Origin of the sequence: Nonomuraea sp. NPDC003804 (assembly GCF_040610675.1) — a bacterium.
Classification (GTDB): Bacteria; Actinomycetota; Actinomycetes; order Streptosporangiales; family Streptosporangiaceae; genus Nonomuraea.
The window spans coordinates 55,592-80,312 of sequence record NZ_JBEXMT010000007.1 but is presented as its reverse complement, the minus strand read 5'-3'; the positions used below and the strand labels follow the sequence as shown (position 1 = coordinate 80,312).

The 24,721-nt window shown below is 70.8% G+C and carries 22 protein-coding genes, 2 tRNA genes and 2 pseudogenes; 12 read left to right on the top strand and 14 right to left on the bottom strand.

The window, feature by feature from the left end; genetic code table 11:
- The first annotated feature begins 1 nt into the window (after nucleotide 1).
- Both ABZX22_RS11525 and ABZX22_RS11520 read left to right on the top strand, forming a co-directional pair.
- A complete protein-coding gene (locus tag ABZX22_RS11525) occupies nucleotides 2-1,720 on the top strand; it encodes a hypothetical protein (RefSeq protein ID WP_354907624.1) in 1,719 nt (572 codons plus the stop codon).
- 97 nt (nucleotides 1,721-1,817) lie between these two features.
- Nucleotides 1,818-3,047, top strand: coding sequence for a DUF4407 domain-containing protein (locus ABZX22_RS11520; RefSeq protein ID WP_354907622.1), 1,230 nt, complete (start codon nucleotides 1,818-1,820; stop codon nucleotides 3,045-3,047).
- Here the strand turns inward: ABZX22_RS11520 and ABZX22_RS11515 are convergent.
- On the bottom strand, nucleotides 3,025-4,308 hold the full coding sequence (locus ABZX22_RS11515) for a serine/threonine-protein kinase (RefSeq protein ID WP_354907621.1): 1,284 nt from the start codon (nucleotides 4,306-4,308) through the stop codon (nucleotides 3,025-3,027). The two genes, ABZX22_RS11520 and ABZX22_RS11515, sit on opposite strands and share 23 nt — an antisense overlap.
- Nucleotides 4,309-4,519: 211 nt before the next feature.
- Between ABZX22_RS11515 and ABZX22_RS11510 the strand changes: the two genes are divergently transcribed.
- From ABZX22_RS11510 to nuoK, 3 genes and pseudogenes are all read left to right on the top strand, one after another.
- A complete protein-coding gene (locus tag ABZX22_RS11510; RefSeq protein ID WP_354907620.1) occupies nucleotides 4,520-6,031 on the top strand; it encodes a 4Fe-4S binding protein in 1,512 nt (503 codons plus the stop codon).
- Nucleotides 6,031-6,600, top strand: coding sequence for an NADH-quinone oxidoreductase subunit J (locus tag ABZX22_RS11505; protein ID WP_354907619.1), 570 nt, complete (start codon nucleotides 6,031-6,033; stop codon nucleotides 6,598-6,600). The genes ABZX22_RS11510 and ABZX22_RS11505 overlap by 1 nt, the downstream gene beginning before the upstream one ends.
- Nucleotides 6,600-6,884 (top strand): annotated as a pseudogene (nuoK, locus tag ABZX22_RS11500) (NADH-quinone oxidoreductase subunit NuoK); the annotation flags it as partial. The gene ABZX22_RS11505 and the pseudogene nuoK, both read left to right, overlap by 1 nt.
- 129 nt (nucleotides 6,885-7,013) lie before the next feature.
- Here the strand turns inward: nuoK and ABZX22_RS11495 are convergent.
- Nucleotides 7,014-7,109, bottom strand: a pseudogene (locus tag ABZX22_RS11495) (hypothetical protein); the annotation flags it as partial.
- A 287-nt stretch (nucleotides 7,110-7,396) separates the two neighbouring features.
- On the opposite strand from ABZX22_RS11495, the gene ABZX22_RS11490 reads away from it, so the two are divergent.
- The 4 genes from ABZX22_RS11490 to htpX all read left to right on the top strand — a co-directional run bounded on the left by ABZX22_RS11490 (nucleotide 7,397) and on the right by htpX (nucleotide 13,853).
- Complete coding sequence (locus ABZX22_RS11490) at nucleotides 7,397-9,397, top strand: NADH-quinone oxidoreductase subunit L (RefSeq protein WP_354907617.1); 2,001 nt, start codon at nucleotides 7,397-7,399, stop codon at nucleotides 9,395-9,397.
- Nucleotides 9,394-11,121, top strand: coding sequence for an NADH-quinone oxidoreductase subunit M (locus ABZX22_RS11485; protein ID WP_354907615.1), 1,728 nt, complete (start codon nucleotides 9,394-9,396; stop codon nucleotides 11,119-11,121). The genes ABZX22_RS11490 and ABZX22_RS11485 overlap by 4 nt, the downstream gene beginning before the upstream one ends.
- 76 nt (nucleotides 11,122-11,197) lie before the next feature.
- Nucleotides 11,198-12,907: an NADH-quinone oxidoreductase subunit N gene (locus ABZX22_RS11480; protein WP_354907613.1), complete on the top strand. Its 1,710-nt coding sequence runs from the start codon at nucleotides 11,198-11,200 to the stop codon at nucleotides 12,905-12,907.
- A 94-nt stretch (nucleotides 12,908-13,001) separates the two neighbouring features.
- The gene (htpX, locus tag ABZX22_RS11475) at nucleotides 13,002-13,853 is read left to right on the top strand and encodes a zinc metalloprotease HtpX (protein ID WP_354907611.1); all 852 of its coding nucleotides are present in this window, start codon (nucleotides 13,002-13,004) and stop codon (nucleotides 13,851-13,853) included.
- Between the two features lie 26 nt (nucleotides 13,854-13,879).
- Here htpX and ABZX22_RS11470 read toward each other — a convergent pair whose 3' ends face one another.
- The 3 genes from ABZX22_RS11470 to ABZX22_RS11460 all read right to left on the bottom strand — a co-directional run bounded on the left by ABZX22_RS11470 (nucleotide 13,880) and on the right by ABZX22_RS11460 (nucleotide 16,712).
- On the bottom strand, nucleotides 13,880-14,905 hold the full coding sequence (locus ABZX22_RS11470) for a hypothetical protein (RefSeq protein WP_354907610.1): 1,026 nt from the start codon (nucleotides 14,903-14,905) through the stop codon (nucleotides 13,880-13,882).
- Nucleotides 14,906-15,119: 214 nt separating this feature from the next.
- Nucleotides 15,120-15,695 (bottom strand): pyridoxamine 5'-phosphate oxidase family protein, encoded by a 576-nt coding sequence (locus tag ABZX22_RS11465; protein ID WP_354907609.1) that lies wholly within the window; start codon nucleotides 15,693-15,695, stop codon nucleotides 15,120-15,122.
- A gap of 18 nt (nucleotides 15,696-15,713) precedes the next feature.
- Entirely contained in the window at nucleotides 15,714-16,712 is a 999-nt protein-coding gene (locus tag ABZX22_RS11460; RefSeq protein ID WP_354907608.1) for a hypothetical protein, read from the bottom strand.
- A 64-nt stretch (nucleotides 16,713-16,776) separates the two neighbouring features.
- On the opposite strand from ABZX22_RS11460, the gene ABZX22_RS11455 reads away from it, so the two are divergent.
- On the top strand, nucleotides 16,777-18,264 hold the full coding sequence (locus ABZX22_RS11455; RefSeq protein WP_354907607.1) for a hypothetical protein: 1,488 nt from the start codon (nucleotides 16,777-16,779) through the stop codon (nucleotides 18,262-18,264).
- A gap of 131 nt (nucleotides 18,265-18,395) precedes the next feature.
- Here the strand turns inward: ABZX22_RS11455 and ABZX22_RS11450 are convergent, their stop codons facing one another.
- The 8 genes from ABZX22_RS11450 to ABZX22_RS11415 form a co-directional block, all read right to left on the bottom strand.
- A complete protein-coding gene (locus ABZX22_RS11450; protein ID WP_354907605.1) occupies nucleotides 18,396-18,824 on the bottom strand; it encodes a MaoC family dehydratase in 429 nt (142 codons plus the stop codon).
- A 1-nt stretch (nucleotide 18,825) separates the two neighbouring features.
- The gene (locus ABZX22_RS11445; RefSeq protein WP_354907604.1) at nucleotides 18,826-19,275 is read right to left on the bottom strand and encodes a MaoC family dehydratase N-terminal domain-containing protein; all 450 of its coding nucleotides are present in this window, start codon (nucleotides 19,273-19,275) and stop codon (nucleotides 18,826-18,828) included.
- 493 nt (nucleotides 19,276-19,768) lie between these two features.
- Complete coding sequence (gene rpmG / locus ABZX22_RS11440; RefSeq protein ID WP_181616146.1) at nucleotides 19,769-19,933, bottom strand: 50S ribosomal protein L33; 165 nt, start codon at nucleotides 19,931-19,933, stop codon at nucleotides 19,769-19,771.
- A 70-nt stretch (nucleotides 19,934-20,003) separates the two neighbouring features.
- Nucleotides 20,004-20,077: transfer RNA gene (locus tag ABZX22_RS11435), tRNA-Met, on the bottom strand.
- A 179-nt stretch (nucleotides 20,078-20,256) separates the two neighbouring features.
- Nucleotides 20,257-20,329, bottom strand: a tRNA-Thr gene (locus ABZX22_RS11430).
- Between the two features lie 52 nt (nucleotides 20,330-20,381).
- A complete protein-coding gene (locus ABZX22_RS11425) occupies nucleotides 20,382-20,582 on the bottom strand; it encodes a transposase (RefSeq protein ID WP_354907603.1) in 201 nt (66 codons plus the stop codon).
- Between the two features lie 112 nt (nucleotides 20,583-20,694).
- A complete protein-coding gene (locus ABZX22_RS11420; RefSeq protein WP_354907601.1) occupies nucleotides 20,695-21,138 on the bottom strand; it encodes an NlpC/P60 family protein in 444 nt (147 codons plus the stop codon).
- 29 nt (nucleotides 21,139-21,167) lie between these two features.
- Entirely contained in the window at nucleotides 21,168-22,181 is a 1,014-nt protein-coding gene (locus tag ABZX22_RS11415; protein WP_354907600.1) for a GH25 family lysozyme, read from the bottom strand.
- A gap of 166 nt (nucleotides 22,182-22,347) precedes the next feature.
- Between ABZX22_RS11415 and ABZX22_RS11410 the strand changes: the two genes are divergently transcribed.
- The gene (locus ABZX22_RS11410) at nucleotides 22,348-22,872 is read left to right on the top strand and encodes a GNAT family protein (protein WP_354907599.1); all 525 of its coding nucleotides are present in this window, start codon (nucleotides 22,348-22,350) and stop codon (nucleotides 22,870-22,872) included.
- Here ABZX22_RS11410 and ABZX22_RS11405 read toward each other — a convergent pair.
- On the bottom strand, nucleotides 22,853-23,134 hold the full coding sequence (locus ABZX22_RS11405) for a MarR family transcriptional regulator (protein ID WP_354907597.1): 282 nt from the start codon (nucleotides 23,132-23,134) through the stop codon (nucleotides 22,853-22,855). The two genes, ABZX22_RS11410 and ABZX22_RS11405, sit on opposite strands and share 20 nt — an antisense overlap.
- A 323-nt stretch (nucleotides 23,135-23,457) precedes the next feature.
- Between ABZX22_RS11405 and ABZX22_RS11400 the strand changes: the two genes are divergently transcribed.
- Nucleotides 23,458-24,717, top strand: a complete 1,260-nt coding sequence (locus ABZX22_RS11400; protein WP_354907595.1) for a glycosyltransferase — start codon at nucleotides 23,458-23,460, stop codon at nucleotides 24,715-24,717.
- The last annotated feature ends 4 nt before the right edge of the window (nucleotides 24,718-24,721 follow it).

Genomic DNA, 24,721 nt, shown 5'->3' with positions numbered 1-24,721 from the left:
CATGCCGTACCCCATCAGCAGCAGCGCCTCCTTACGACCCGTCGAGCGCCAGCGCTGGCGCAAGGCGGCACGGGCGGTGGACGAGATACCGATGCCCTTGCCGCACGAGGTCGTCGTGCTGGCGGTCGGCGGCGGCCATGTCCGCAGCGACGAGAAGAGCCTCGGCCCGGCCGACGAGCACGTCGTCAACGCCACCGGCTACAGCGTCGTCGACATGCGAAAGGACCAGCCCGTCGAGGTCGACCTCACGCTGCCCTCCAGCGGGCTGGACGAGTTCCTCCTGCGGGTCATCTTCACCTGCAGCGTCACCGATCCCATCACGGTCGCCCGCAACGGGCATACCGACCTGGCCGTGCCGCTGCAGGCGTACGTGAAGGGCTACCACCGCATCCACCAGCTCGGCCTCGACCACCCCATCGAGGCGCGAGCGAGCGTGCAGGACGACGCGCTCACCGAGCTCAGCATCTACAGCCAGGCGCAGCCACCGCTGGTCTCCGGCATGCTCGTCCGGCTGGCCGCGATAGAGGTCCTCACCCCCGACGAGGTGATCGCGGAGAAGCGCGCCGCCGAGCAGGAGGCCAAGGACCACGAGCGCAGGCGGCGCGAGATGGCCTTCGAGCACGACCTGACCGCCAGGCGCCGCACGTACGAGATGGACGACCTGCGACAGGAGCACGACCTGACCGCGAGGCGGCGTGCCTACCAGATGGACGATCTGCAGCAGGAGCACGACCTGACCGCCAGGCGGCGCGGGTACGAGATGGACGACCTGCAGCACGAGCAGGACCGCACGCGCGTCGAACGCCGTTTCGCCCACGAACTGGATCGCGAGGAGACCGAGTTCGAGCTCGAGCAGCGCCAGCGCAGGCTGGCCGCCGACCTCAGGCACGCGCGCACCTTCCACGAGGAGACCGGTTCCGACCCCTACGCCGTGATCTCCTACGCGGTCGCCCGAGGGGAGCTGAGCTCCACCGAGCTCATGCGCCGGCTGGACGAGGCGGAGCAGGTACGGCGGAACCTCGACGAGCAGGAGCGGCGCAGGCGCCTGGAGTGGGAGGCCGACAGGGACAAACGCGAATGGGAGGCGTTCCAGGAGGTCAGGGCCTTCGAACGGCAGAAGGAGCTGCGGGCGCAGGAGCTCGACGCGGCCCAGGACGAGCGCGAGTTCGAACTGCGCAAGGAAGGGCTACGGCTGGGCCAGGAGAAGGAGAGCCGGCAACAGGAATGGGAGCTCAGCCGCGAGGACCGCACGTGGGCCCGGCACAAGGAGGAGTTCCAGCTCCAATGGGAGAAGGAGCAGCGGGCACAGCAACTCGAGGCCGCCAAGGAGGAGCGTGACCACGAGCTGCGCAAGGAGGAGCTGCGGCTGAAGCAGGAGCAGGAGCAGCTCAAGCAGCAGCTGGCCGCGCAGCGCGAGCAGCGGGAGTGGGAGGCCGGGCGGGCGCAGCAGGACTGGGAGCGGGAGAAGGAACGGCAGGAGATCCTGATCGCGCAGGAGAACCGGCAGAACCTCGCCACCCTCACCGGCAAGGCCATCGACCGCGGGCTCGCCGACCACTCCGACATGGGGCAGTTCCTCATCGAGCAACTGATCGACAACGGCACCCCGGCGGAGGCGCGCACCGCCGTGACGCCCGCTCAGCAGGCGTCGGCTCTCGAGTCTTCGGGACAGGACGACGACATGTCCGCCCCGAGGGAGGAGAGCGTCGGTGACGACTGAAGCCGCGCCGGTCGAAACTCATCAGGCGGAACTGGACCGGATGGCGCCGGTGCGCCGCCGGTTCGGGATCCCGCGGATGCTCCGGATGGTGTCGGGGGTGAACGAATCCATCCTCGACTGGGTCCCGGAGGACCGTCCCACTCTCACCAGGACGGGTGCGATCATCCTGTCCACCGCCCTCATGGCCGCGGCCTCGTTGTGGATCGTCGTCCACGAGGTCTTCGGTGCCTCCATGCCGGCCAGCGTGGCCGCCGCGGCCATCTGGGGGACCGTGATCTGCGTGTTCGACAGCTGGCTCGTCACCAGCACGCACGGCGTGACGGGGCGTGACCGCGTCGCGCGCCTCCTGCCCCGGCTGGCGATCTCGGTGCTGATCGGGGTCGTCATCTCGGAACCGCTGACGCTGAAGGCGTTCGAGTCGGCCGTGATCGAGCAGGTGGCCGAGGACCGGCGGCTCGCCGACCAGGAGCTCAGGGCCGGGTTCAAGCGTTGCTATCCAGGCTGGGACCAGCAGCCCCCCACCGGCTGCGACGACTTCAAGCTCGATGTCCCGCGGGCCGACACCCGCACGCTCGAAGCCACCATCGCGCAGCGGGACCAGCGGCAGAAGGAAGTGGCCAGGCTCAAGAAACTGGAAACCTCGCAGGCCGCGCTGGAGGGCAAGGAGTGCCTCGGCACGGGCGCCGGCCAGGGTTTCACCGGCCGGCCGGGCAACGGCTACTGGTGCGGACGACGGCGAGCGGCCACCGACACGACACGCCAGGCTCTGCAGACCAAGGAGCAGGAACTCCAGAAACTGGAACAGACGGTCACGCAGCTCACCAACGATCGGGCGACGGCCGCCGCCACGTACGAACAAGCCGTCTCCACCGGCATCGCCGCCGAGATCTCGCGACGGTCCGCCGCCCGCAGCCGGCAGCCGGGGCTGCTGGAGCAGTTCCGCGCGCTGAGCAGCCTGACCGCCGCCAACTGGGCCGTCTTCTGGGCGCACCTGGTGCTGGCCGGCCTGCTGATCGTCATCGACTGCTTTCCGGTGCTCACCAAGCTGATCAGCAAGCCCAGCGCCTACGATCGGCGGCTCGCCGCCCAGCGCGAGAGCAAGGAGCGCCTCCACGACAACGACCTGCGGCTCAACGAACGGCTGCGAACGGGAGACGGCGAGATCCGGCTGCACAAGGAAGAGCTGCGGGTACGGCACGCGATCGAGGACAGCGACCACGAGGTGCGGCTCTCGGCAGCGCGTAGGGAGGCCGAGCTCAGGGCACGCATGGACCAGTTGGCCAAGCAGGCGAAGCAGGCCAGGGTCACTGGACAATGGCCAGCATGATCTCGGCGGCGGTGGGGCGCTCCGAGGGCGACTTGGACAGCGCGGGCCCCACCACGCCGCGTAACGACGGCGGGAGCGGCGACAGGTCGGGGTGCAGGTTGAGCACCCGGTTGAAGACGGCCGGCACGGTGTCCTCGCCGAACGCGGGACGCCCCGTCGCCGCGAAGGTCATCGTCACCGCCCAGCTGAAGACGTCGGACGGCGGGCCGACGGGCGTGCCGGACAGCTGCTCGGGCGACATGTACGGCGGAGTGCCCGCCATCTTGCCGGTCATCGTGGAGTGGTCGAGCGAGCGCGCGATCCCGAAGTCGATCACGCGGGGGCCGTCGGAGCCGATCAGGACGTTGCTGGGCTTGAAGTCGCGGTGGACGACCCCCGCCTTGTGGATGGCCGCCAGCGCCCCGGACGTGGCAAGCGCGAGCCTGGTCAGGCTGTCCTCGTCGCGCGGCCCCCGGTCGCGGACGAGCTGCTCGAGCGAGGGCCCCGCCACGTACTCGCTCACTGTGTAGGCCAGGTCGGGGGCGATGCTGACGTCGAGCAGCCTGGCCGTGGAGAACGTGGCGACCCTGCGGGCGGCGTCGACCTCGCGGGCGAACCGGCTGCGCGCGTGCTCGTCGCCCAGATCGTGGAGCACCTTGACGGCCACCCGGGTGCCGTTGGGCGCGGCGGCGAGGTAGACCGCGCCCTGGCCGCCGCGGCCCAGGAGGCGCAGCACGCGATAGTGGCCGATCCACTCGGGCTCGCCCATGCGCCGCGCGTGGCCTGTGGGGTGGGTGGCGCGGTCGTGCACGGGCAGCGGCGGAGGACGCATGGTGCCGGGCATGCGGCCGGGCGGGTGTCCGGGCATGGAGCCGGGCATGGAGCCGGGCGGGGGGCCGGGCAGGTGGCCGGGCATGGTGCCGGCCGGGGGCGTGGGCGCAGGGGCGGATCCGGACCGCCCTCTCGCCATCAGGGGGACGAGGATGCCGCTGTGGATAACTCCGCCGATCCAGCTCGCCATCAGGCACAGCCCGACGAGCCCGAACAGCCAGTCGGGCGCATGCGAGATGTCGTCGTAGCTCCACACGACGATCATGAACGCACTGACGCAGGCGCCGTACAGGGCGGCGGAGATGACGAGCCACTTGCTCTGCAGCCAGAACGCCGCGAACCCGATGGTGAACGGCGTGGCCAGGCCGCACGTGAGCAACGGGACCACGGCCCAGGCGACGGCGGCCGTCCAGGCTCCGGCGCTGGGTCGGTGGGGGCGGGGGTGCGGCATGGGCGAGAGAGTATCGGGTAGCGGCGACATAAGCAGGGGTGTGGACGGCGGCTGTGGATAACCCGCACGTATCCTGTGGATGACTGTGGAAAACCTTGGGGACAACAGGCTGATGGATTCACCTGCGACGCATAGTGCGTCATGATGTTGAATCATGGCACGGATACCTGGAGTAGGGCTGGTGAAGGGGCTTTCGGTCACCCTTCGCCACATGCTGCGCAGGTCCGTGACCCAGCAGTATCCCGAGGTCCGGCCGGAGCTGCCCGCCCGTAGCCGCGGTGTCATCGCGCTGGTGGAGGAGAACTGCACCTCCTGCATGCTGTGCGCCCGCGAGTGCCCCGACTGGTGCATCTACATCGATTCGCACAAGGAGACACTGCCCGCGCCCGAGGGCGGCAGGCCCAGGCAGCGCAACGTGCTCGACAGGTTCGCGATCGACTTCGCGCTGTGCATGTACTGCGGGATCTGCATCGAGGTGTGCCCGTTCGACGCGCTGTTCTGGGCGCCGGAGTTCGAGTACGCCGAGGGGGACATCAGGAACCTCCTGCACGAGAAGGACAGGCTGCGGGAGTGGACGCAGGCCGTGCCGCCGCCTCCCGCACACGAGGTGGGAGCCGAGCCGCCCAAGGAGCTCGCGGCGACCGTCCGGCCGACCCGTACGCCGGGCGGCGCGCCCGGCCGTACGGGGGAGGGCGCTGCGCCAGCCCGCGGCGAGGGAGCCGGTCGGGCTGCGGCTCGTGGCGAGGGAGCCGGGCGGGCTGCGGCCGGCCGTACGGGGGAGAGGGCGACGGCGCGCGGCCGTGCGGAAGGAACGGCACCGGCCGAGACGCCTGCCGAACGCGCGACGGCCCGAGCCGAGACGACGCCGGGCGAGGCCTCCGCACACCGACCCGGAGGACCAGCGGAAGTGACCGGTGCCGCCGGGCGCACGGCTGGAGGAGCGGCTGGCGTCGCACCGGGAACATCGGGCCCGCGAGAGGCCGCACCAGGAACATCCGGCACGTCGGAGGTCGCACCGGAAACGTCCGGCGCGCCCGGGAGTGCGTCGGACGCATCAGACGTGGGCGAGACCGCACGGGACAGGTCAGGCGAGCCCGGAGCTGCACCGGGTTCCGGCAAGCCCGAAACCGCGCCACCGCGTAGGTCCGGCACGCCCGAGGCCGCGGAGAGCGGGACGAGCACGCCCGAGGCTGAGGAAAGCACGGCGAGCGCGTCCGAGACCGCGAAGAGCGCGACGAGTAAGCCCGAGGCCGCGGAGAGCGGGACGAGCACGTCCGAGACCGCGGAGAGCGCGGCGCGCATGTCCGAGACTGCGGCAGGCGGGACGCGCGGCGCCGAACAGACGGGGCAAGACGCCACGGGCCGGGCCCAGGGCCGGACCGGCGAGGGCGGGAGCGGTGAGGGCCAGCCCGAGGCGGCGCCCGCAGCCGGACAGACCCAGCGCGAGGCCCGTCCCCGTTCCGCCCGGATGAGCAACGTGCGCGGCATCCGCCCGCCCGGAGCGCTGCCCACCCCGCCGCAGCCCCCGCGGACAGGTTCATCCACAGGCCGCTCGCCGGACGAAGAGTTTTCCACAGGTTCCGGCGCGTCGTCGTCGCCGCCGGAGTCGGCGGAGCAGACTGCTGCCACCGAGCCGCGCAGGCGACGGATGGTCGATCCGCGTTCCATCCGTCCGCCGGGCGGGCTGAAGCGTCACGAGACACAGGAGCCCGAGGAGGACTAGTGACCGCGGCGGTGCCTTCCTACCTGTCCCCCACAGGGCAAGAAATCGTCTTCCTGCTCCTGGGTGCGGTGGCGGTCGGATCCGCACTGCTCGTCGTGACCACCAGGCAACTCGTCCATGCCGCCCTCTGGCTCGTGGTCTCCTTCGGCGCGCTCGCCGGGTGCTACCTCGTGCTGACCGCCGAGTTCGTCGCGTGGGTGCAGGTGCTCATCTACGTCGGCGCGGTCGTGGTGCTGCTGCTGTTCGGCATCATGCTCACCCGCGCACCCATCGGCAGGTCGGCCGACCTCGACAGCGACAACAGAATCGTGGCCGCCGTGGTCGCGCTGGCGACGGCGGGCGTGCTGGTCGCCGTGGTCATCGACGGCTTCCGCCACGCCTACACCCCGCTCGAGCCCGGCGGCGGTGCGGCGGGAGAGCTCGGCGCGAGCGTCTTCCGCACGTGGGTGCTGCCGTTCGAGGCGCTCTCGGTCCTGCTGCTCGCCGCGTTGGTCGGAGCCATCGTGATCTCGCGCACCGACATCAGACCGGACGACACGCCCCCGACCGCCGAGGGCAGGGGGAAGTAGTGCACATCGTCTACCCGGCCGTCGTCTCCGCGCTGCTCTTCTCCATCGGTGTGTACGGCGTGCTCGCCCGCCGCAACACCATCCTGGTGCTGATGTCGGTCGAGCTGATGCTCAACGCGGTCAACCTCAACCTGGTCGCCTTCGACGTCTGGCTGCGCGACCGGCTCCATGGCGGACAGGTGCTCACACTGTTCGTCATCGTGATCGCCGCCGCCGAGCTCGGCGTCGGGCTGGCCATCGTCCTGGCGGTCTACCGCAACCGCAAGACCGTCGACCTCGATCGGCTCCGCGACCTGTCCGAACTCGACGCCGTCGCGAGCCTCACCACCCCGAGTCCGTCCCCACCGCATCCGGTCCAGGAGGGCCAGGACCAGGTGAGCTCGCGTCAGACGAGTTCGGGTCAGCAGGGCCCGGGTCAGGTGAGTTCGGGTCAGGTGAGTTCGGGTCAGCAGGGCCCGGGTCAGGTGAACTCGGGTCAGGAGGGCCCGGACGAGGAAGGCCCCGGTCAGGAGGGCCCAGGTCAGGCGAGCTTGAGCCAGGCGGCGCAGAGCCAGGAGGCGCAGAGCCAGGAAAACCCGGCACAGGAGGGCCGCGCGGCGCCTCCGGAGAGTGGCGAAGGTTCCCCAGAGGGCGGCGAAGGTGTCCCGCCGGGCGGCGAAGGGGTCCCGTCGCGTGACGAAGGTGTCCCGGAAAGCGGCGAAGGTGTCCCGGAGGGTGGCGAAGGCGCGCCGGCCACAGGCGACGGTGCACCAGGTGCCCCCAGGCCAGGAGAGCGTGCGAGCCGAGGGAGAGCCCAGTGAGCCGCAGCTACGTCGACTCCTTCCCGGCGATCATCATCGTCCTGCCGTTCCTGGCGGCCGCCGCCGGCCTGCTGCTGTCCCGCTGGCCGCGCGGCCACATCCCACGCACCGGCCCGCCCCAGGCGGTGTCCGGCCATGACCTGCCGTACGGCTCGGCCGTCCACCCCGCGCTGGAAAGCGCCGACGCCAAGGCCAACCGCAGGGCCGCGTGGTTCGCGGTGGTCCCGGCCACCGCCGCCGCGGTGCTGGCGTTCTGGCTGGCGGCCGGCCAGGGGTTCGCCTTCTTCCACCGCCTGGCCGCCGAGCCGGCCCAGGGCCAGGCCGCCCGAGCGGGCGCCACGTACGGCACGATCGAGACCGGCGGGGTCCCCATCGCGCTGACGCTCCAGGCCGACCAGCTCTCCGCGATCGTCGCCGTCCTGGTCACGATCGTCGCGCTCGCCGTCCAGATCTACTCGATCGGCTACCTGAAGGACGACCCCCGCTACCCGTCCTACAGCGCGTTCATCAGCCTGTTCACCAGCGCCATGCTGCTGGTCGTCTACGCGGGCGACCTGCTCCTCCTCTACGTCGGCTGGGAGATCATGGGGCTCTGCTCCTACCTGCTGATCGGCCACTGGTGGGAGGAGCGCGCCAACTCCAGAGCCGCGGTCAAGGCCTTCCTGGTCACCCGCCTCGGCGACGTGGGTTTCCTGTTCGGCATCTTCGTCCTCGGCCTGTCGGCGGGCAGCTTCAGGATCGACGACGTGATCGCGAAGGTGCCCGAGTCGCCGACCGCCACCGTCGTCACCGCGACGATGCTGCTGCTGGCGGGGGTCGCGGGCAAGAGCGCGCAGGTGCCGCTGCACACCTGGCTGCCCGACGCGATGGCGGGCCCGACGCCGATCAGCGCGCTCATCCACGCCGCCACGATGGTCGCGGCCGGGATCTTCCTGGTCGCCCGGCTCTTCCAAGTGTTCCTCGCCGCGCCGCCCACGCTCGACGTCCTGGCCGTGCTCGCCGCGCTCGGCATGCTCGGAGCGGCGCTGGCCGCCCTCGCCCATGACGACCTCAAACGCGTGCTGGCCTACTCCACCATCAGCCAGCTCGCCTTCATGGCCGCCGCGCTCGCCGCGGGGTCCGACACCGCGGCGATCTTCCACCTGCTCACTCACGGAGCGTTCAAGGCGCTGCTGTTCCTGTGCGCGGGCGCGGTCATCCACCACGTCGGCTCCAACCTGATGAGCCAGATGGGCGGCCTCCGGCGCGAGCTGCGCGTCACGTTCGTCGCCATGACGATCGGCTTCGCCGCGCTCATGGGCCTGCCGCCGACCAGCGGTTTCTTCAGCAAGGACGGCGTGCTGGCCGCCGTCGAGCACGCGGTCGGCGCCGGCACGCTCACCGACGCCGCCGGCCTGCTCCTCTACGCGTGCGCGCTGGCGACGGTCGCCGTCACCGGCGCCTACGCCACCCGCGCATGGCTGCGCACCTTCTTCGGCCGGGAACGGTCGCTGGCCCTGCCCGAACCGCAGCCCGGCACCGCCCACGTCGTCGACACCCGCGAGGCGCCGCCCTCCATGCTCGGCCCTGTCGTGGTGCTCGCCGTCCCCGCCCTGGGGCTTGGTTTCCTCGGCGCCGGCCACCTCAGCTGGGGCACCGCGGCCATCAGCGTCGCGCTCGCGCTGCTGGGCGCCGGCATCGTCTACGCGGTGTGGCGCGGAGACCCGCTGGCCGATCCCGCCAAGATCCTCGGCCCGCTCCGGGTGCCGGCCGAACGGGCCTTCTACGTCGACACCGTCTACAACGCGCTGTTCGTCCGGCCTGTTCTGGCGCTGGCCGGGCTGGTGGTGCGGACCGACGACAGGGTGGTCGACGGCGCGGTGCGCGGCTCGGGCCGTACCACGCAGGGAGCCTCCGGCCTGCTGCGCCTGGCACAGAACGGCAACGTGCAGCTCTACGTCAGCGGCGTCCTCGCGGGCGTCCTGCTGATCGCGGTGGGGGCGGTGGTGCTCGGATGACCTGGCTGTCCGTCGCGCTGCTCGCGGTGCCGCTGCTCGGCGCCGGCGTCCTGCTCGTGCCCGCCGCGGCGGGCCGTCTCCGGCTCATCGGCCTCGCCGTCTCGGGTCTCACCCTCGCGCTCGCGGTCATGCTCGCGGCGACCTTCGCGTACGGCCAGGCGGCGCGACCCCAGTTCACCGTCGACCTGCCCTGGATCCCCGGCCTCGGCCTGCGCTTCCACCTGGGGGTCGACGGCATCTCCCTGCCACTCGTCGTCCTCACCGCGCTCCTGACGTTCCTCTGCTTCGTCTACCTGTGCTGGAGCCCCGGCCACCTGCCCGCGCGCCCCAGGGCCCTGCTGTTCACCCTGCTCGTCCTCGAAGTCGGCATGCTCGGCACGTTCCTCGCCCTCGACCTGCTGCTGTTCTTCGTGTTCTTCGAGGTCGTGCTCATCCCGATGTACTTCGTGATCGCCATCTGGGGCGGTCAGGGGCGCCGCGCCGCAGCGATCAAGTTCATCCTCTACACCCTGCTCGGGTCGGTCGTGCTGCTGCTCGGCCTGCTGCTGATCTGGACGCAGACCGGCACGCTCGACATCGTGGCCCTGACCCAGGCGCACGGCGCCGGACTGTCGCGCTCGGTACAGGTGCTCGCCTTCGTCGCGATCGGCCTCGGCCTGGCGGTCAAGACCCCGATGTGGCCCCTGCACACCTGGCTCCCCGACGCGCACACCGAGGCGCCGACCGTCGGCTCGGTGCTGCTGGCGGGTGTGCTGCTCAAGATGGGCACGTACGGCTTCGCCAGGATCGCCATCCCCGTCCTGCCCGAGGGCGCCGCCACCGTCGCCCCGTGGCTGGGCGCCTTCGCCGTCGTCGGCATCGTCTACGGCGCACTGGCCTGTCTCGCCCAGAGCGACCTCAAACGGATGATCGCCTACTCCTCCATCGGCCACATGGGCTTCGTCCTGCTCGGCTTCGCCACGCTGACCACCGTCGGCATCAACGGCGCCCTGTTCGCCAACGTCGCCCACGGTCTGATCACCGGCCTGCTGTTCTTCCTGGCCGGCGCCGTCAAGGAAAGGTACGGCACCGCCGACATGCCCACCCTCGGCGGCGGCATGCTGGCCCGCTACCGCCACCTGGGCTCGCTGCTCACCTTCGCGTCCATCGCCTCGCTCGGGCTGCCGGGGCTGGCCGGGTTCTGGGGCGAGATGCTGGCGCTCCTGGGTGCCTTCCAACCGGCACCCGGGCTGCCCAGGCCGCTCTTCCTGGCGTACATGGCGATCGGCGGGATCGGCGCGGTGCTGACCGCCGCGTACTTCCTCACCATGCTGTCCCGGGTCACGCACGGGCAGCCGGCGGAGGTGCGCCCACAGGGTGACCAGGCACGCGCCGCCGCCCCGTTCGACCAGGGCGGCCCTGACATCGCGCGAGACGACCACGGCGAACTGGTCGCGGCGCAAGGCGCGCGGGTCGGTCCCGACATGGCGCGACTCGCCAGTGGCGGGCCCGGCGGCGAAGACACGGCTGCCTCCGCGCCGGACCGGAGCGGGGCCGAGGCACGGGAAGGCGACCAGGGCGCGGCCGTCGCCACGCTCGACCGCAGAGGGCTCGACGTGCGGGGATACGAGTTCGTGGCGTGGGTGCCGCTCGTCGTGCTGACTCTGGTCTTCGGGCTCTGGCCGAAGGCGCTCCTGGCGCTGACCACGCCCGCCGTCCAGATGCTGCTGGGAGGCACGCCATGACCGCTCTGTCTCCTCCTGCCGGCCAGGCGGCTGCGATCTCCTCTGCTCGCCAGGCGCTCGAGCTTCCCACGCTTGCATGGGTAAGCAGGTTCCGCAGGGCTCGGCAGCCGAGGGCGGTGGCGTCATGATCCAGACGATCGACTACTTCGCCATCGCGCCGCCGCTGGTCCTGACCGTGGTCGCGGGGTTGGTGCTGCTGCTCGACGCTTTCCTGGCGCACTCGGCGGCGGTCCGGACGGCGCTCGGAGTCGTGTCCCTCACCGGCGTCGCGGTCGCGCTCGGGTTCGTCGTGGCGCAGGCGGTGGGGGGCCGAACCCTGCGGACGTTCTGCGTCCCACCGGACCTGGCGGGCCACGGTCCTCCGGCCTGCTCGTTCGTGGTCGACACGTTCACGCTCGTCCTGGCGGGGCTGGCGCTCGTCGCCGGAGCGGTGGTCGTGCTGCTGTCGATGACCGAGCTGGCGGGTGGCCGCATCCCGGTCGGGGAGTGGTACTTCCTGCTGCTCTGCACGCTCGTCGGCGCCGCCACCCTGCCCGCCTCGCGTGACCTGATCATGCTGGTCGTCGCCCTCGAGCTGGTCTCGCTGCCGGTCTTCGCGCTGACAGCGCTCAAACGCTACGACGGCAGGGCCTCCGAGGCCGCGGTCAAGCTCTTCCTGGTCTCCGTGGTGTCCACGGCGATCATGCTGTTCGGCGTCTCCTTGCTCTACGGCATGAGCGGCACCGTCCACCTGTCGCGCCTGGGCGAGGCGTTGGGCGCGTCCGGCCTGACGGCGGCGTCGGGCGGGGCCGGTCCGGGCGGGGCGTTGGGCGGGGCCGGTCTGGGCGGGGCTCTGGACGGCGTGCACCTGTCAGCGGTCGTGGGCGGCGCGGTGCCCGCCGGACAGCAGGGATCCGCCGCCGGCTACGCCTCGGCGCTGGAGATCACCACGGGCCTGCCCATGGTGGTGACCGTCGGAGTGGTGCTCGTGGTGGCGGGGTTCGCCTTCAAGATCGCCGCTGTGCCGTTCCACTCCTGGGCGGGCGACGTCTACCAGGGCGCGCCGATCCCCGTGGCCGCGCTGCTCTCGGTCGTCTCCAAGGCGGCGGGGTTCGCGGGGCTCATCCTCGTCCTGACGAGCGCGCTGCACGGGCAGACGCGGACCTGGGCGCCCATCGTCGCCATCGTCTCGGCGCTCACGATGACGGTCGGCAACCTCCTGGCGATGCGGCAGCGCTCCGCCGTACGGCTGCTGGCGTGGTCCTCCGTCGCGCAGTCCGGTTACATCCTCGCGCCGCTCGCGGTGATCACGGTGGCGAGGAGCGGCGGGCTGGCGGCCGGGGCGTCGGTGGCGTACCTGGTGTTCTACGCGGCCATGAACCTCGGGGCGTTCGCGGTGGTCATGCTGATGTCCAGGACCAGCCCGGGCAACGAGATCGACGACTACCGCGGGCTGGTGTTCAGGCGCCCGGCGGCCGCGCTGGCGCTGGCGTTCAGCCTGATCTGCCTGGCCGGCCTGCCCCCTGGCCTCGCGGGCCTGTTCGCCAAGGTCGTCGTCTTCCGTGAGATCGTCAACGGCGGTCTCGGCTGGCTGGCCGTGGTCATGGCCGTCAACACGGTCATCGGCCTCTACTACTACATCGTGTGGACCGCGCGCCTGTTCGCCCCCGCGGCCGAGCCGACCGGCGACGCCCAGCGCCGTACGGGTCAGCCGGCGGCCGTGTGGGTGGCGATCGGCTTGACGTTCGCGGTGGCGGTGCTGTTCTCCGTCGCGCCCCAGCTGGTCCTCGATGTAGCCGCACTGTAACCACTCCATTCCCACAGGTCACGGCGGTCGGGAACGCTCGGCGTGGGCATCGACGTTGGTACAGGTGAGCCCACACCTCGGAAGGGGGGAACCCTTGCATCACAACGGTCTGCGTACGGCCCTCCTGCTGGGGCTGCTCTCCGCGTCGATGATCGCGGTGGGGGCATGGCTGGGCGGCGGTACAGGTGTCCAGCTGGCGGTCCTGCTCGCGCTGGCCGGTAGCGGGGTCGCCTACTTCTTCTCGGACCGGATCGCCCTTTCGGCCATGCGGGCCAGACCGTTGAGCGAGGTCGAGCAGCCGACCCTGTACCGGATCGTGCGCGAGCTGTCCACTGAGGCCAGGCAACCGATGCCGCGGCTGTACATCTCGCCGACGGTCCAGCCGAACGCCTTCGCGACCGGACGCAATCCGCGTAACGCGGTGGTGTGCGTGACCTACGGGTTGACACAGTTGCTCGACGAGCGTGAGTTGCGCGGGGTGATCGGGCACGAGCTGTCACACGTCTACAACCGGGACATCCTGATCTCGTCCGTGGCCGGAGCGCTGGCCACGATGATCACCTGGCTGAGCTACGTGGCGGTGTTCTTCGGCGGGTCGGACGACGACGAGGGGCCGGGCTTCCTCGGGGCGCTGCTCATGATGCTGCTCGGGCCCGTGGCGGCGGGCATGGTGCACATGGCGGTCGCGCGGACGCGAGAGTTCCACGCCGACGAGTCGGGGGCGCGGCTGACCGGCGACCCGCTCGCGCTGGCGTCGGCCCTGCGCAAGATCGAGATGGGGGTCAGGCGGTTGCCGCTGCCGGAGAACAGCCGGTTGACGTCGGCGTCGCACATGATGATCGCCAACCCGTTCAGCGGGAGCGGGCTGGGGCGGATGTTCTCCACTCACCCGTCCACGGCGGAGCGGGTCGCCCGGCTGGAGCGGATGGCGGGCTACCGCCGCTGAACCTCGGCGTGCGGCGGCCTCGTGGGTCAGTCGCCGGCCAGGTGGACGTCCCAGGTGTCCCGGCTGAGCGTGAAGCGGTCCGCCAGGCGTGCCGACGCGTCCCGCAGGTCGATCGACCGCGCGACGTAGGTGCGTGGCTCGGTGAAGGTCAGCAGGGTGAGCCGCGTCGAGGAGTCCCAGGTCAGCATCCGGGGCTGCTCCGCGGCGGGAACCTTCACTCGTACCGGCGTTCGTGGCTCCGTCGCGCCGGCGGTGCCGTCGTGCCGTACCGGGTCGTGGAACCGTACCGAAACGCGTGAGCCCTCGCGGGCGGCTGCGGCGAGCGTCGTGCCGCCGGGAGCCAGGGCGCCCCATCCCGTCAACGGAACGCCCGCCGACGGAACGGCAGCGCCCGGACGGTAGACGGCGGTCTCCTTCATGTCGAGCACCAGCCGCAGCAGTCGCCCGTCGGGGCTGAATCCCTGGACGCGGGCGGGTGGGGGAAGGGGCCACGTCTTTCCGGTGGCCACCTCGATGACGGTGGGAGGGCGCTGGGTGCTGCTGACGACGGGGTCGACGACCAGGAAGCGACCGTGCGGGCCGAGCCGAAGGGTGACGTCCGACATGCGCAGGCCGTACGGCAGGCGGCCGGCCTGGCCGGGGACGGGGGTGCGCTTGCCTGACGGGACGTTCCTGACCACCAGGCGGTGGTTGGTGGTGGCGAAATAGGCGACATGCCGGCCGTAGGGGTCGACGGAGATGGGAGCCCGGAGGGCCTGTTCGCGTCCCCTGGCGTCGAGGGAGCGGACCTGCGCGTCGGGCAGGTCGAACGTCTTGCCGCCGCGCAACCACAGCCGCCAGGGGCTGCAGACGCGCCGCTTGCCGGTCGCGCCGGGACAGGAGGCGAGCCCGGCATAGCGGACGGCCGCCCGTTGAGCTCGCGCAGGTGTCAGGCTCGGCGTCGCCGACGATCCGGACATCGCAGGCTCCTGGACCCTCCAGGCCGCGGCTTCCGGGACGGCGGGGGTGCCGCCGAGGATGAGGGAGCCTGCGGCCAGGAGGGGGACGAGCATGGCAGCCACCCTAACGACCGGACCAGTCCAGGGATGACCTTATCGGCCACGTCGAACAGCGCTCTGGTCCGTCAGACGGGAGATGGGGGGCGTACAGGAGCGGGTGGCAGCGAGAGGCGGGGGCGCGGGATGGAGTCTGGCCGGGGGAGGCGGCGACGAGGCGGGTGGAAGCGCCCCAGCGCGTGGCCGGCCGCCGGCCAGGGGCCGAAGAAGGTCAGGAGTGGGTGGTGACGGGGTCGGTTTCCGCGGGATTCAGGGCGGGCAGCCCGTCGATGCTCTCCCTGTTGTTCTTGGCGCGGTAGGCGCGCTTCTGCTGCACGTCCTTGCGTTCCGACCACTGGTCGAGCAGTGCGCGGTCGTCCTCGAAGGCCATGAAGGGTACGGCGTAGCCGCACGAGTCGGAGATGCGGTCGCAGCTGATCACGATGATCGACCGCACGCCCGGATGCGGTCCGAAGCGCGTGAGCAGGCCGGGGAACTCCGGGTCGGTGTGGGTGACGACGCGGCCGGTGCCGTACAGGCGGACAATCTTGGGCGGCCCCTGGAAGGCGCAGAACATGACCGTGACGCGGCCGTTCTCGCGCAGGTGGGCGATGGTCTCGACACCGGAGCCGTCGAGGTCGAGGTAGGCGACGGTCAGGTCGTCGAGGACGGTGAAGGTGTCGGCGTAGCCCTTGGGTGAGACGTTGACGTGGCCGCCGGACTCGGGGGCGGTGGCCACGAAGTAGACCGGCTGCGCGGAGATGAACTCACGCAGCCGGTCTGTCAGCTTCTCGTAGATTTTCCCCATAAGGCACGATAACTGGGGTCAGTCGCCGGGCAACCACCACGTCCAGGCGCCGGACTTGATGCGGAACGAGTCGCGAACGGAGGTCGCCCCCGTCTCCGGGTTGAGCGCGCGCTTGATCGCCTTGGAGGTGTTGCCCTCGGCGTCCGACGTGACGGTCCAGAGCGTGACGTCGCCCGAGGTGTTCCAGACCAGCCGGCTCGGCGACTCGCCCGCGGGCAGGCGGAGGGTGACGGCGTCGGAGACCGCGTCCGCGGACAGGTCGTAGGTGCGCAGCCGCGTCTTGCCGTTCGTCTGCGGGCTGACGATCACCAACCCGACCGTGACGCCGTCGTCGGCCAGCCCGATCGGCGCGTTGTTCGCCACGACCTGCGGCACGACCCTGCTCTGCACCTCGGTGCCCGACTCGTCGTAGACGGCCAGCTCCGTGGTGTTGTCGTCGGTGCCGCGGGTGGTGAGCAGGTGCGAGCCGTCGGGGCTGAACCCCTGGACGGTCTCGTTGCCGGGGATCTTGTGGATCGCGTTCGTCTTGAGGTCGACCAGGAGCGAGGGCAGCTTGCCGGGGTCGTCGTAGTAGTCGATGACGAGGCGGCGTCCGTCAGGGGAGAAGGTGGGGTCCACGCCCAGCATGCCGGTGCTCTTGGGCGCCAGCGCCGCCGTGCCGGGCAGCGCCTTGACCGAGCCGGACGCCAGGTCACGGATGACGAGCTTGCGGTCGGCGGCACGGAAGTAGCCGACGAGCCGGCCGTCGCCGCTGATCGCGACCGGCGCGCTCGCCTCCTTGTCGATCTTCCCGCCCGCCACCGTGGGATGCACGACCGCGTCCTTGAGCTGGACGTCCTTGCCGTTGCCCAGCGCCAGATGCCACGGGCCGCACGGGACGGTGTAGTCCTTCTTGGCACAGGCGGCGACCCACCCGTACCTGACCTCGCTCTTCGCCGCCGCCTGGGCGGGCGTGACCATGAGTACCGAGGCGGCGGTGGCCACGGCGAGCAGTGCGAACCCGCGGGTACGGTTCATCCTTCTTCCTTTCGTCACAAGGTAGATGCGGCTGGTCAGCGAAAGGTTGCGTAACAATCAGGCCATGGTCGTTCAGAACGGATTACGCCTGCGCATGACCCAGGCGGAACGCAGGTTGTGGCGGGCGTTCCACTCGGGCACGCAGGTTCAGCTGGGGGACAATCCGGTCGGCATCGGCCGTACCGCAGGGGAGAACGCGCCCGCCGACGGCGCGACGTGGGGCCCCGAGCGCACGGTCAGGGCACAGGTGATCGTGGCGCTGCTGCTCGGCGCGCGCGAGCCCGGGGTGGGCACGGTGCCCGCCGTACGGCTGCGCGGCGCGAGGATCACCGGACGCCTGGAGCTGCGCGGCGGCACCGTGGACCACGAGCTCTCGCTCAGCGGCTGCTACCTCGACGAGGCGCCCGACTTCGGCGGCAGCGTCACCAGGACCATGCGCTTCACCGACTGCTACATGCCCGGCTTCAACGGCGGCGGCCTGCGCGTCGCCGGGCACCTCAGCCTGTCGGGGGCGCACGTCACCGGCACGGTACGGCTGGCCCGCGCCACGTTCGAGAACGGCCTGTGGATGGGCGGGACCAAGATCGACGGTGGCGTGTACACGGGCGCGCTGACCGTAGACGCCGGCTACTACCTGGAGAACGCCGAGGTCTCCGGCGGGCTCAGGCTGGTCGGCGCGCGGTTGAACGGCGGGCTCTTCCTGAACGGCGCGACGCTCCGCAATCCCGGCGCCGACGCGCTGACCGGCGACAGCATGGTCGTCGAGGACGTCCTGCAGTGCGGGAAGGGGTTCACCGCCCTGGGCTGCCTGAGGCTGCGCGGGGCCCGCATCAACGGCAACCTGTCGATCAGCGGCGTCCTGCGCAGCCCCGACACCCCCTACGCGCTGCACGCCAGCCACATCGAGGCGCGCGAGGTCTACCTGAAGTACGCCGAACCCGTCGAGGGCGTGGTCAGCCTCGCCCACTCCCGCATCGGCACGCTGCATGACGACCCCGCCACGTGGCCCGCCGAGCTGCGGCTGAACGGCCTGGTCTACGACACCCTGCGCGGCGGCGGGGTGGGACGTCGGGTCGAGTGGGTCTCGCGCGACCCGCGCGGGTTCCTGCCGCAGCCGTACGAGCAGCTGGCCGCCTGGTACCTGCGCGACGGCAACGACACCCTCGCCCGCCGTACCCTGCTCGCCAAGCAGCGGGCCCGCCGCCGCACGTTCGGCGCCGGCGGGCGGCTGTGGGGCCGGCTGCTCGACGCCACCGTCGGGTACGGCTACCGCCCCTGGCTGGCGGCGCTGTGGTTCGCGCTTCTGCTGGCGGTGGGGACCGTGGTGTTCGGCATGGAGCCGCCCAGGGCGCTGAAACCGGCCGAGAGCCCGGGGTTCGACTCCTTCGCCTACACCTTCGACCTGCTGCTGCCGTTGCCCACCTTCGGGCAGCGCGAGCTGTTCGACCCGGCGGGGTGGACGCAGGGGCTGGCGTACGCGCTGATCACGTCCGGCTGGATCCTCGCCACGGCGCTGATCGCGGGCGCCACCCGGGTGCTGCGACCCTCCTGAGCCACCGCCCGACCGGCGAGCCGCACCCAGCCCGCCCCACCCGCCGCCCGCCCGCACATCCGGCGCTCACCCGGCCCGTCTTGCTCGTCGAGTGCGCCGGGCCGGGACCGGTCGGGCGGGTGAAGCGCGCGTCAGACGAGTTGGACGACCGCCCGGGCCTTGGACAGCACCCGCGCGTCACCAGCCATGGCGGTCAGCCCGATGACCACCCGCTTGTCCTCCAGCTTCTCCTCGACGACCCCGCTGACAGTGATCGTCGCGCCGGTGTCGTCGTCCGGGACGACCACCATCGAGGAGAAACGCACGCCGTAGTCGACGACCGCGGCCGGATCGCCGGCCCAGTCGGTGAGGAAGCGGCCGCCCTGCGCCATGGTGAACATGCCGTGGGCGATGACGTCGGGCAGGCCGACCGTCTTGGCGAAGCGCTCGTTCCAGTGGATCGGGTTGAAGTCGCCGGACGCGCCCGCGTACATCACGAGGTTGACCCGGCGCACCTGGTAGTCGGCGGCCGGAAGCTCCTGGCCGACCTCGACCTCGTCGTACTTCACCGTGGCCGCCATCTCAGCCCGCCCCTCCGCGCTCGACGATCGTGTTGTAGGTGGTGCAGACCGGCTCCCCGGCCACCGTCGTGACGTCGCTCCTGATCGTCAGCAGCTCGTTGCGGCCCGCGCTGCGGATCTCGGTGATCGTCGAGGTGGTGACGAGCTCGTCGCCGGGGTAGATCGGGCGGGTGTACTCGAAACGCTGCTCCCCGTGGACGACCATGGCCAGGTTGAGGCCCAGGTCGGGGTCGCCGAGCGCGTCGCCGCCGCTCTGCAGGCTGAACACGATGGGGAAGGTCGGCGGGGCGACCACGTCGGGATGCCCGGCGGCCTGCGCGGCCTCCCGGTCCCGGTAGATGGGGTTGCTGTCACCGATAGCCGCGGCGAACTCCTTGATCTTCACCCGGCTGACCTCGTACGAGGTGGTGGACGTGTAGGTCCGACCCACGAAATCACGGTTCAAGGCCATCAGTGCCCGTGCTCCTTAGGTGCGTTCTGGGCTGTTGAGCCGACGGTAACAGAACAACATTCGGCTGTCGCTGGTCCACGACCCAAGGAAGGGTCCACGACCCAAGGAAAGGCGCACGGCCCAAGGAAGGGTGTGGGATCCCGGAGAGCGCGGGGTCCAGGAGGGCGCGAGGTCCAAAGGCGTTGGGATCCAGGAGGGCGCGGAGTCCAGGAAGGTGCAGGACCCGGATAAGGGTGCGAATCCATGGAGGGTGCGGGACCCGGGGAGGTGCGGGACCTCAGGGGAAGCCCAGGGCGCGGGATCCAGGGAACGACAAACGGCGCCCCCCGTGGAGGACGCCGTTTGTGCTGAATGCGTCAGGAGCGCCGAGCGGCAGCCCGGTCGCCGTCTGCCGTGCCGTACACCTGGCTCGGTGGCTGGACTTGCAGCCGCCGGCGCGGACCTCGGCCGGTCTCGCGGTGGGACGCCGTGCGTGGCGCCCACGGGCGCGGACCTAGCGGGTCTCGCGGTGCGCCTGGTGGGTGCGGCAGTTGGGGCAGTACTTCTTCAGCTCAAGCCGATCCGGGTCGTTGCGCCGGTTCTTCCGCGTGATGTAGTTGCGGTGCTTGCACTCCTGGCAGGCCAGCGTGATCTTCGGCCTAACGTCGGTGGCAGCCACGTGGGAGTGCCTTTCTACGTTTGGGACTGGGACACACCCGTGCCCGAGCGATGCACTCGGGTTCGGGTAGTAGCGGAGGCCGGACTTGAACCGGCGACACAACGATTATGAGCCGTTTGCTCTGCCTGACTGAGCTACTCCGCCTTGCTGCCGGTCGAAACTCCCGGCCAGTGAAGGATACCCGACCCTCGGAGTAGTCACGAACATGCCACGACTTCACCGGGTCGAGCGAGGTGCTTCCCAGTATGCCTCAGGAACCCCCCGCACCTGAAATCCATACAAGAAACGCCCGACCTCAAGGAAGGGCGGGCGTTCGAGCTGGGAGCCCCCAAACGGAATCGAACCGTTGACCTTCTCCTTACCATGGAGACGCTCTGCCGACTGAGCTATAGGGGCCTGTCCGCCGGGCCTTGCGGCGCTGTCGGACAGGTGTAACCATACACGGCCCCTAGCGATGATGCGAACTGGTGCGGCCCGCGAGCTCGACCACCTCGCACAGGTCCGCCAGGTCCACGTGCATCGCGACGGCTTCGACCGAAAAGCAGTCGGCCACGAGCCGGCCGTATCTCCGGACGCGGAGAACCTGCTGTCCCGCGCGCACCGCGGGAACGATCTCCAGCCCTCTCGGGCCCACCCAGCGCCTGTTCATAGCGGCACAGAGTAGACCTCAGGTCTCTCATTTTTCGGAAGTCGTCACGGGTTACAGCCATACCAAAACGGTTCATGTGCCACGCGAGTCGCAAAACACCGTGACGCGGGTCTCAGAAGCGGTAGTAGCCGACGAGGTTCTTGCGCCGGTCGACACGGTCCACGCGCACGACGGCCCCCGTCTCCGGGGCGTTCATCATCCGGCCGCCGCCGAGATAGATCCCCACGTGCTTGGTCCTCGGCCTGCCGAAGAACACCAGGTCGCCCGGCTCCGGCCGGTCGACGCGGCGCATCCTGCGCAGGTGCTCGTCGGTGTTGCCGGGCCCCAGCACGTCCGCCCCGTACGCGCGGGCGTAGACCACCCGGGTCAGCCCCGAGCAGTCCAGCCCCCGCGTCCGGGTCGCGGGACACGGCTTGATCTTGCCGGTGTACCCCTGGCACGTTCCAGTCGACGGCCCCGGATCCTCCTTGTGCCCGCCGCCCCAGGAGTAGGGGATCCCCTGGTACTGGTAGGCCAGGCGGACGATGGACGGCATGGCGAGCTGGCGGAGCGGCATCGACGCCGGCACCGCCAGGAGGAGGACGGCTAACGCGCCGAGAGCGAGAGCTCGACCGAGCCCACCGTCACGTCGACGCCGACTCTGCCCGTGGCCTTCGAGGGCTTGGTCGCGATGGTGATCCGCAACGAGTGTCCTGGATTGACCTTGGGGATGAGGCATCGCACCGCCGTACCGCTGAACGAGCAACCGGGACCCGCCTTGACCACCTTCTGACCGCCGAACGTGCGGCCCTCGAGCCTGACGTCGGTGACAGGGTGGACACCGGTGTTCTTCAGCGTGATCGTGTAGAGCTTCCTGCTTCTGGCCGCCCCGGTCACCGTCACCTCGGCGGGCGGGTTGGCCAGCGCCTTGAGCTGCGACTCCGAGCCGTTGAACGAGTTCTGGCCGCCGATCAGGGGGCCTTTGTCGGCCGACTGCCAGAAGGTGTGCTTCTTCCATCCTGAGGGGAGTTCGCCGGGTTCGGTGCCCCAGCGGGCCAGCCACAGCGGATTCTTCGCGAACTTCTTGGAGTCGCCCGTGCAGGTCTTCCACCAGCTGGTGGTCGTGTAGATGACCGCATGGCGCCTCGTGCGCTCGCGGTAACGCCTGGTGAAGTCGCCGATCCAGGTGACCATGTCCTCGGGGGACAGGTCGTAGCAGGAGTTCTTGCCGTTCTTGTCCTTGTAGGGGTTGTCCTCGACGTCGAGCACGCCGGGCAGGGTCAGGCCGTCGGAGGTCCACGCGCCGCCGTTGTCGACGAAGAAGTCCGCCTGGGCGGCTCCGTCCGTCTCGTGCGGCTGGGCGAAGTGGTAGGCGCCCCTGAGCAGCCCCGCCGCCGCGGCTCCGCCGTGCTGCGCGGCGAAGCGCGGGTTGCGGTAGTCGGCGCCCTCGGTGGCCTGGACGAACGCGAACCGGCCGCCGCCGTCGCGGACCTTGGCCCAGTCGACGTCGCCGGTCCAGTTGCTCACGTCCACGCCTTGCACCTCGTCCGCCGCGTGGGCGGTCGCGGGGGCTAACAGTCCGGCCACCGAGATCGCGGCCGCCAGCGTCAGGCGTCTCATACGCGTCCTTCCGGGGGGGTGACAGAGGCATGATCTTCTCGAAGGACGGCGGAACGCCGCAACCTCTGGAGAACTGGACGCCATGGACCACACCGGCACATCCTCGCCCGCACACCCGCCCGCGAAGCGGACCGCGTCAAGCGGGAACGATCCTCTCGTCGTACCCGTGCTGGACGCCGGCGGGCGGTTCGTGCTGCGCCGCTGGGAGCTGGGTGACGTCGAGGCCGTGCGGGAGGCGGCGCGGGACCCGTACATCCCGCTGATCACCAGCGTGCCACCGGTCTACAGCGAGGCGGAGGGCGCCGCCTTCGTCCGGCGGCAGTGGGACAGGGCCGAGACCGGGGCCGGCTACTCCTTCGCGATCGCGGACGCCCGCTCCGGCCGCGCGGTGGGCCAGATCGGCCTGTGGCCGGGCGCCAACGGCCGGGCGTCGGTGGGGTACTGGGTGGCGGGTTCGGCCCGCGGGCAGGGCGTCGCGTCCGCCGCCCTGCTGGCGGTCTCGGCCTGGGGGCTGGACGAGCTGCGCATCCCGCGGCTGGAGCTGCACGTCGAGCCGTGGAACGGGGGTTCGTGGAAGGCCGCCGAGCGGGCCGGGTTCGAGCGGGAGGGTCTGCTGCGCAGTTGGATGGAGGTGGGCGGCGCGCGCAGGGACATGTACGTCTACGCGAAGATCACTGGTACGGATCGGTGATCTCGCGCAGGCGGGTCAGCGCGCGGCGGAGGTGGGCGGCGTCGCGACTGCCGAGGTGCCGCGTCCATTCCGCTTCGACGTCGGCCTCCACCGTCCTGGCCACCGCGACCGCCGCCCGGCCGCGTGCGGCGATCCGCACGAGCCTGGCCCGCGCGTCGGTGGGGTCGGGCACCCGTTCGACGTAGCCCGCCCGTTCGAGCTGGTCGACGAGGAACGTGGTCGTCTGCTTGGTGACCCTGGCCTGCTCGGCCAGGTCGCTCACCCGCGCCGCCTGGCCGTCCGGCGTGGGGTCGGTCCCTGATGCCGTGGGCCAGAGACGCCATATCGGCCGTCGAAGGGTTGGCAAAGCCGGATCGGCCCTTTCCGGCCCGCCCGGTCTGCCTGCGGTAAAGGCTCGGCAACAGCACGGTACTCGAACCATGAATCGCAGGGGTTCGTCCCGACCGGGGCAAGACGATCGTCACTGGGCTGCGGGATCACCCGCGCCGGCATGGTCACGCGCGGCGAACGAACGGATGCATTCATGCGCGATGTGAAGATCGGGCGGCCGATGGGCGATGGCGGAGCGGACCGGGAGGGGCGCGGATGAACGCGCCTGTCGCCATCCGGACGAAGACGGCGTTCCGGCCCGAGCTCGCACCGGACGGCACGGCGGAACCGGTCGTCGATGTTGTCATCCCGGTGCTGAACGAGGAACTGGCGCTCCCCGGGTGCGTCAAGACGCTGCACGCCTTCCTGTCGGAGTCGTTCCCGCTGCCGTGGCGCATCACGATCGCCGACAACGGCAGCACCGACCGGACCTGGCCCATCGCGCAGGAGCTCAGCCGTACCCACGAGAACGTGTACGCGCGGCGGCTGGACATCAGGGGCCGCGGGGCGGCGCTGAAGCAGACCTGGCGGGAGAGCCCGGCCGCGATCGTCGCCTACATGGACGTCGACCTGTCCACCGACCTGGACGCGTTCCTGCCGCTGGTGGCCCCGCTGATCAGCGGCCACTCCGAGGTGGCCATCGGGACGCGGCTCGCGCGTACGGCCCGGGTGCACCGCAGCGCCAAGCGGGAGATCGTCTCCCGCGCCTACAACATGATCATCAGGATGGGCTTCGGGGCCGGGTTCAGCGACGCGCAGTGCGGTTTCAAGGCCGTCCGGGCCGACCGGGTCCGGCCGCTCCTGGACAAGATCGCCGACGACAAGTGGTTCTTCGACACGGAGCTGCTGCTGCTGGCCGAGTACAACGGGCTGCGCATCCACGAGACACCCGTCGACTGGTACGAGGACGTAGACACCCGCGTCAAGGTCTGCCGCACCGCCTATGACGATCTCCGCGGCCTGTGGCGCATGGCCTGGGCGATGTCGACGGGCGCGGCGCGGGTGCCGATGCCCAGGCGCTCGGAGCTCGCGCCGCTCCACCCGCAGGCCACGATCGCCGAGCCGCGCAACCCGCTGCTGGCCAAGCTGCTGTCGTTCGCGCTGGTCGGAGTGGTCAGCACGGTGCTGCACACGCTCCTGTACCTGCTGCTGCGCACCGCCTGGTCTCCCGCGATGGCCAACCTGGCCGCGCTCTGCGTGGCCACGCTGTTCAACACCGAGGCCAACCGGCGCTGGACCTTCCGCCGCCACGGCGGCCCCCGGCTGCGCGCCCACTTCCGTGCCGGGTTGCTGTTCGCGCTGAACTACCTGGTGACCACGGTCGTCGTCACGGCAGTCGTCCAGTCCCTGCCCGAACACGGGCGGGGCCTGGAGGTCGCCACCCTCGTCGTCTCCTATCTGGCGATCACGGTCTTCCGCTTCGTCGCCCTGGACCGCTGGGTGTTCCGCTCGGCGCGCCCGACATTCACGGCATAGGCCC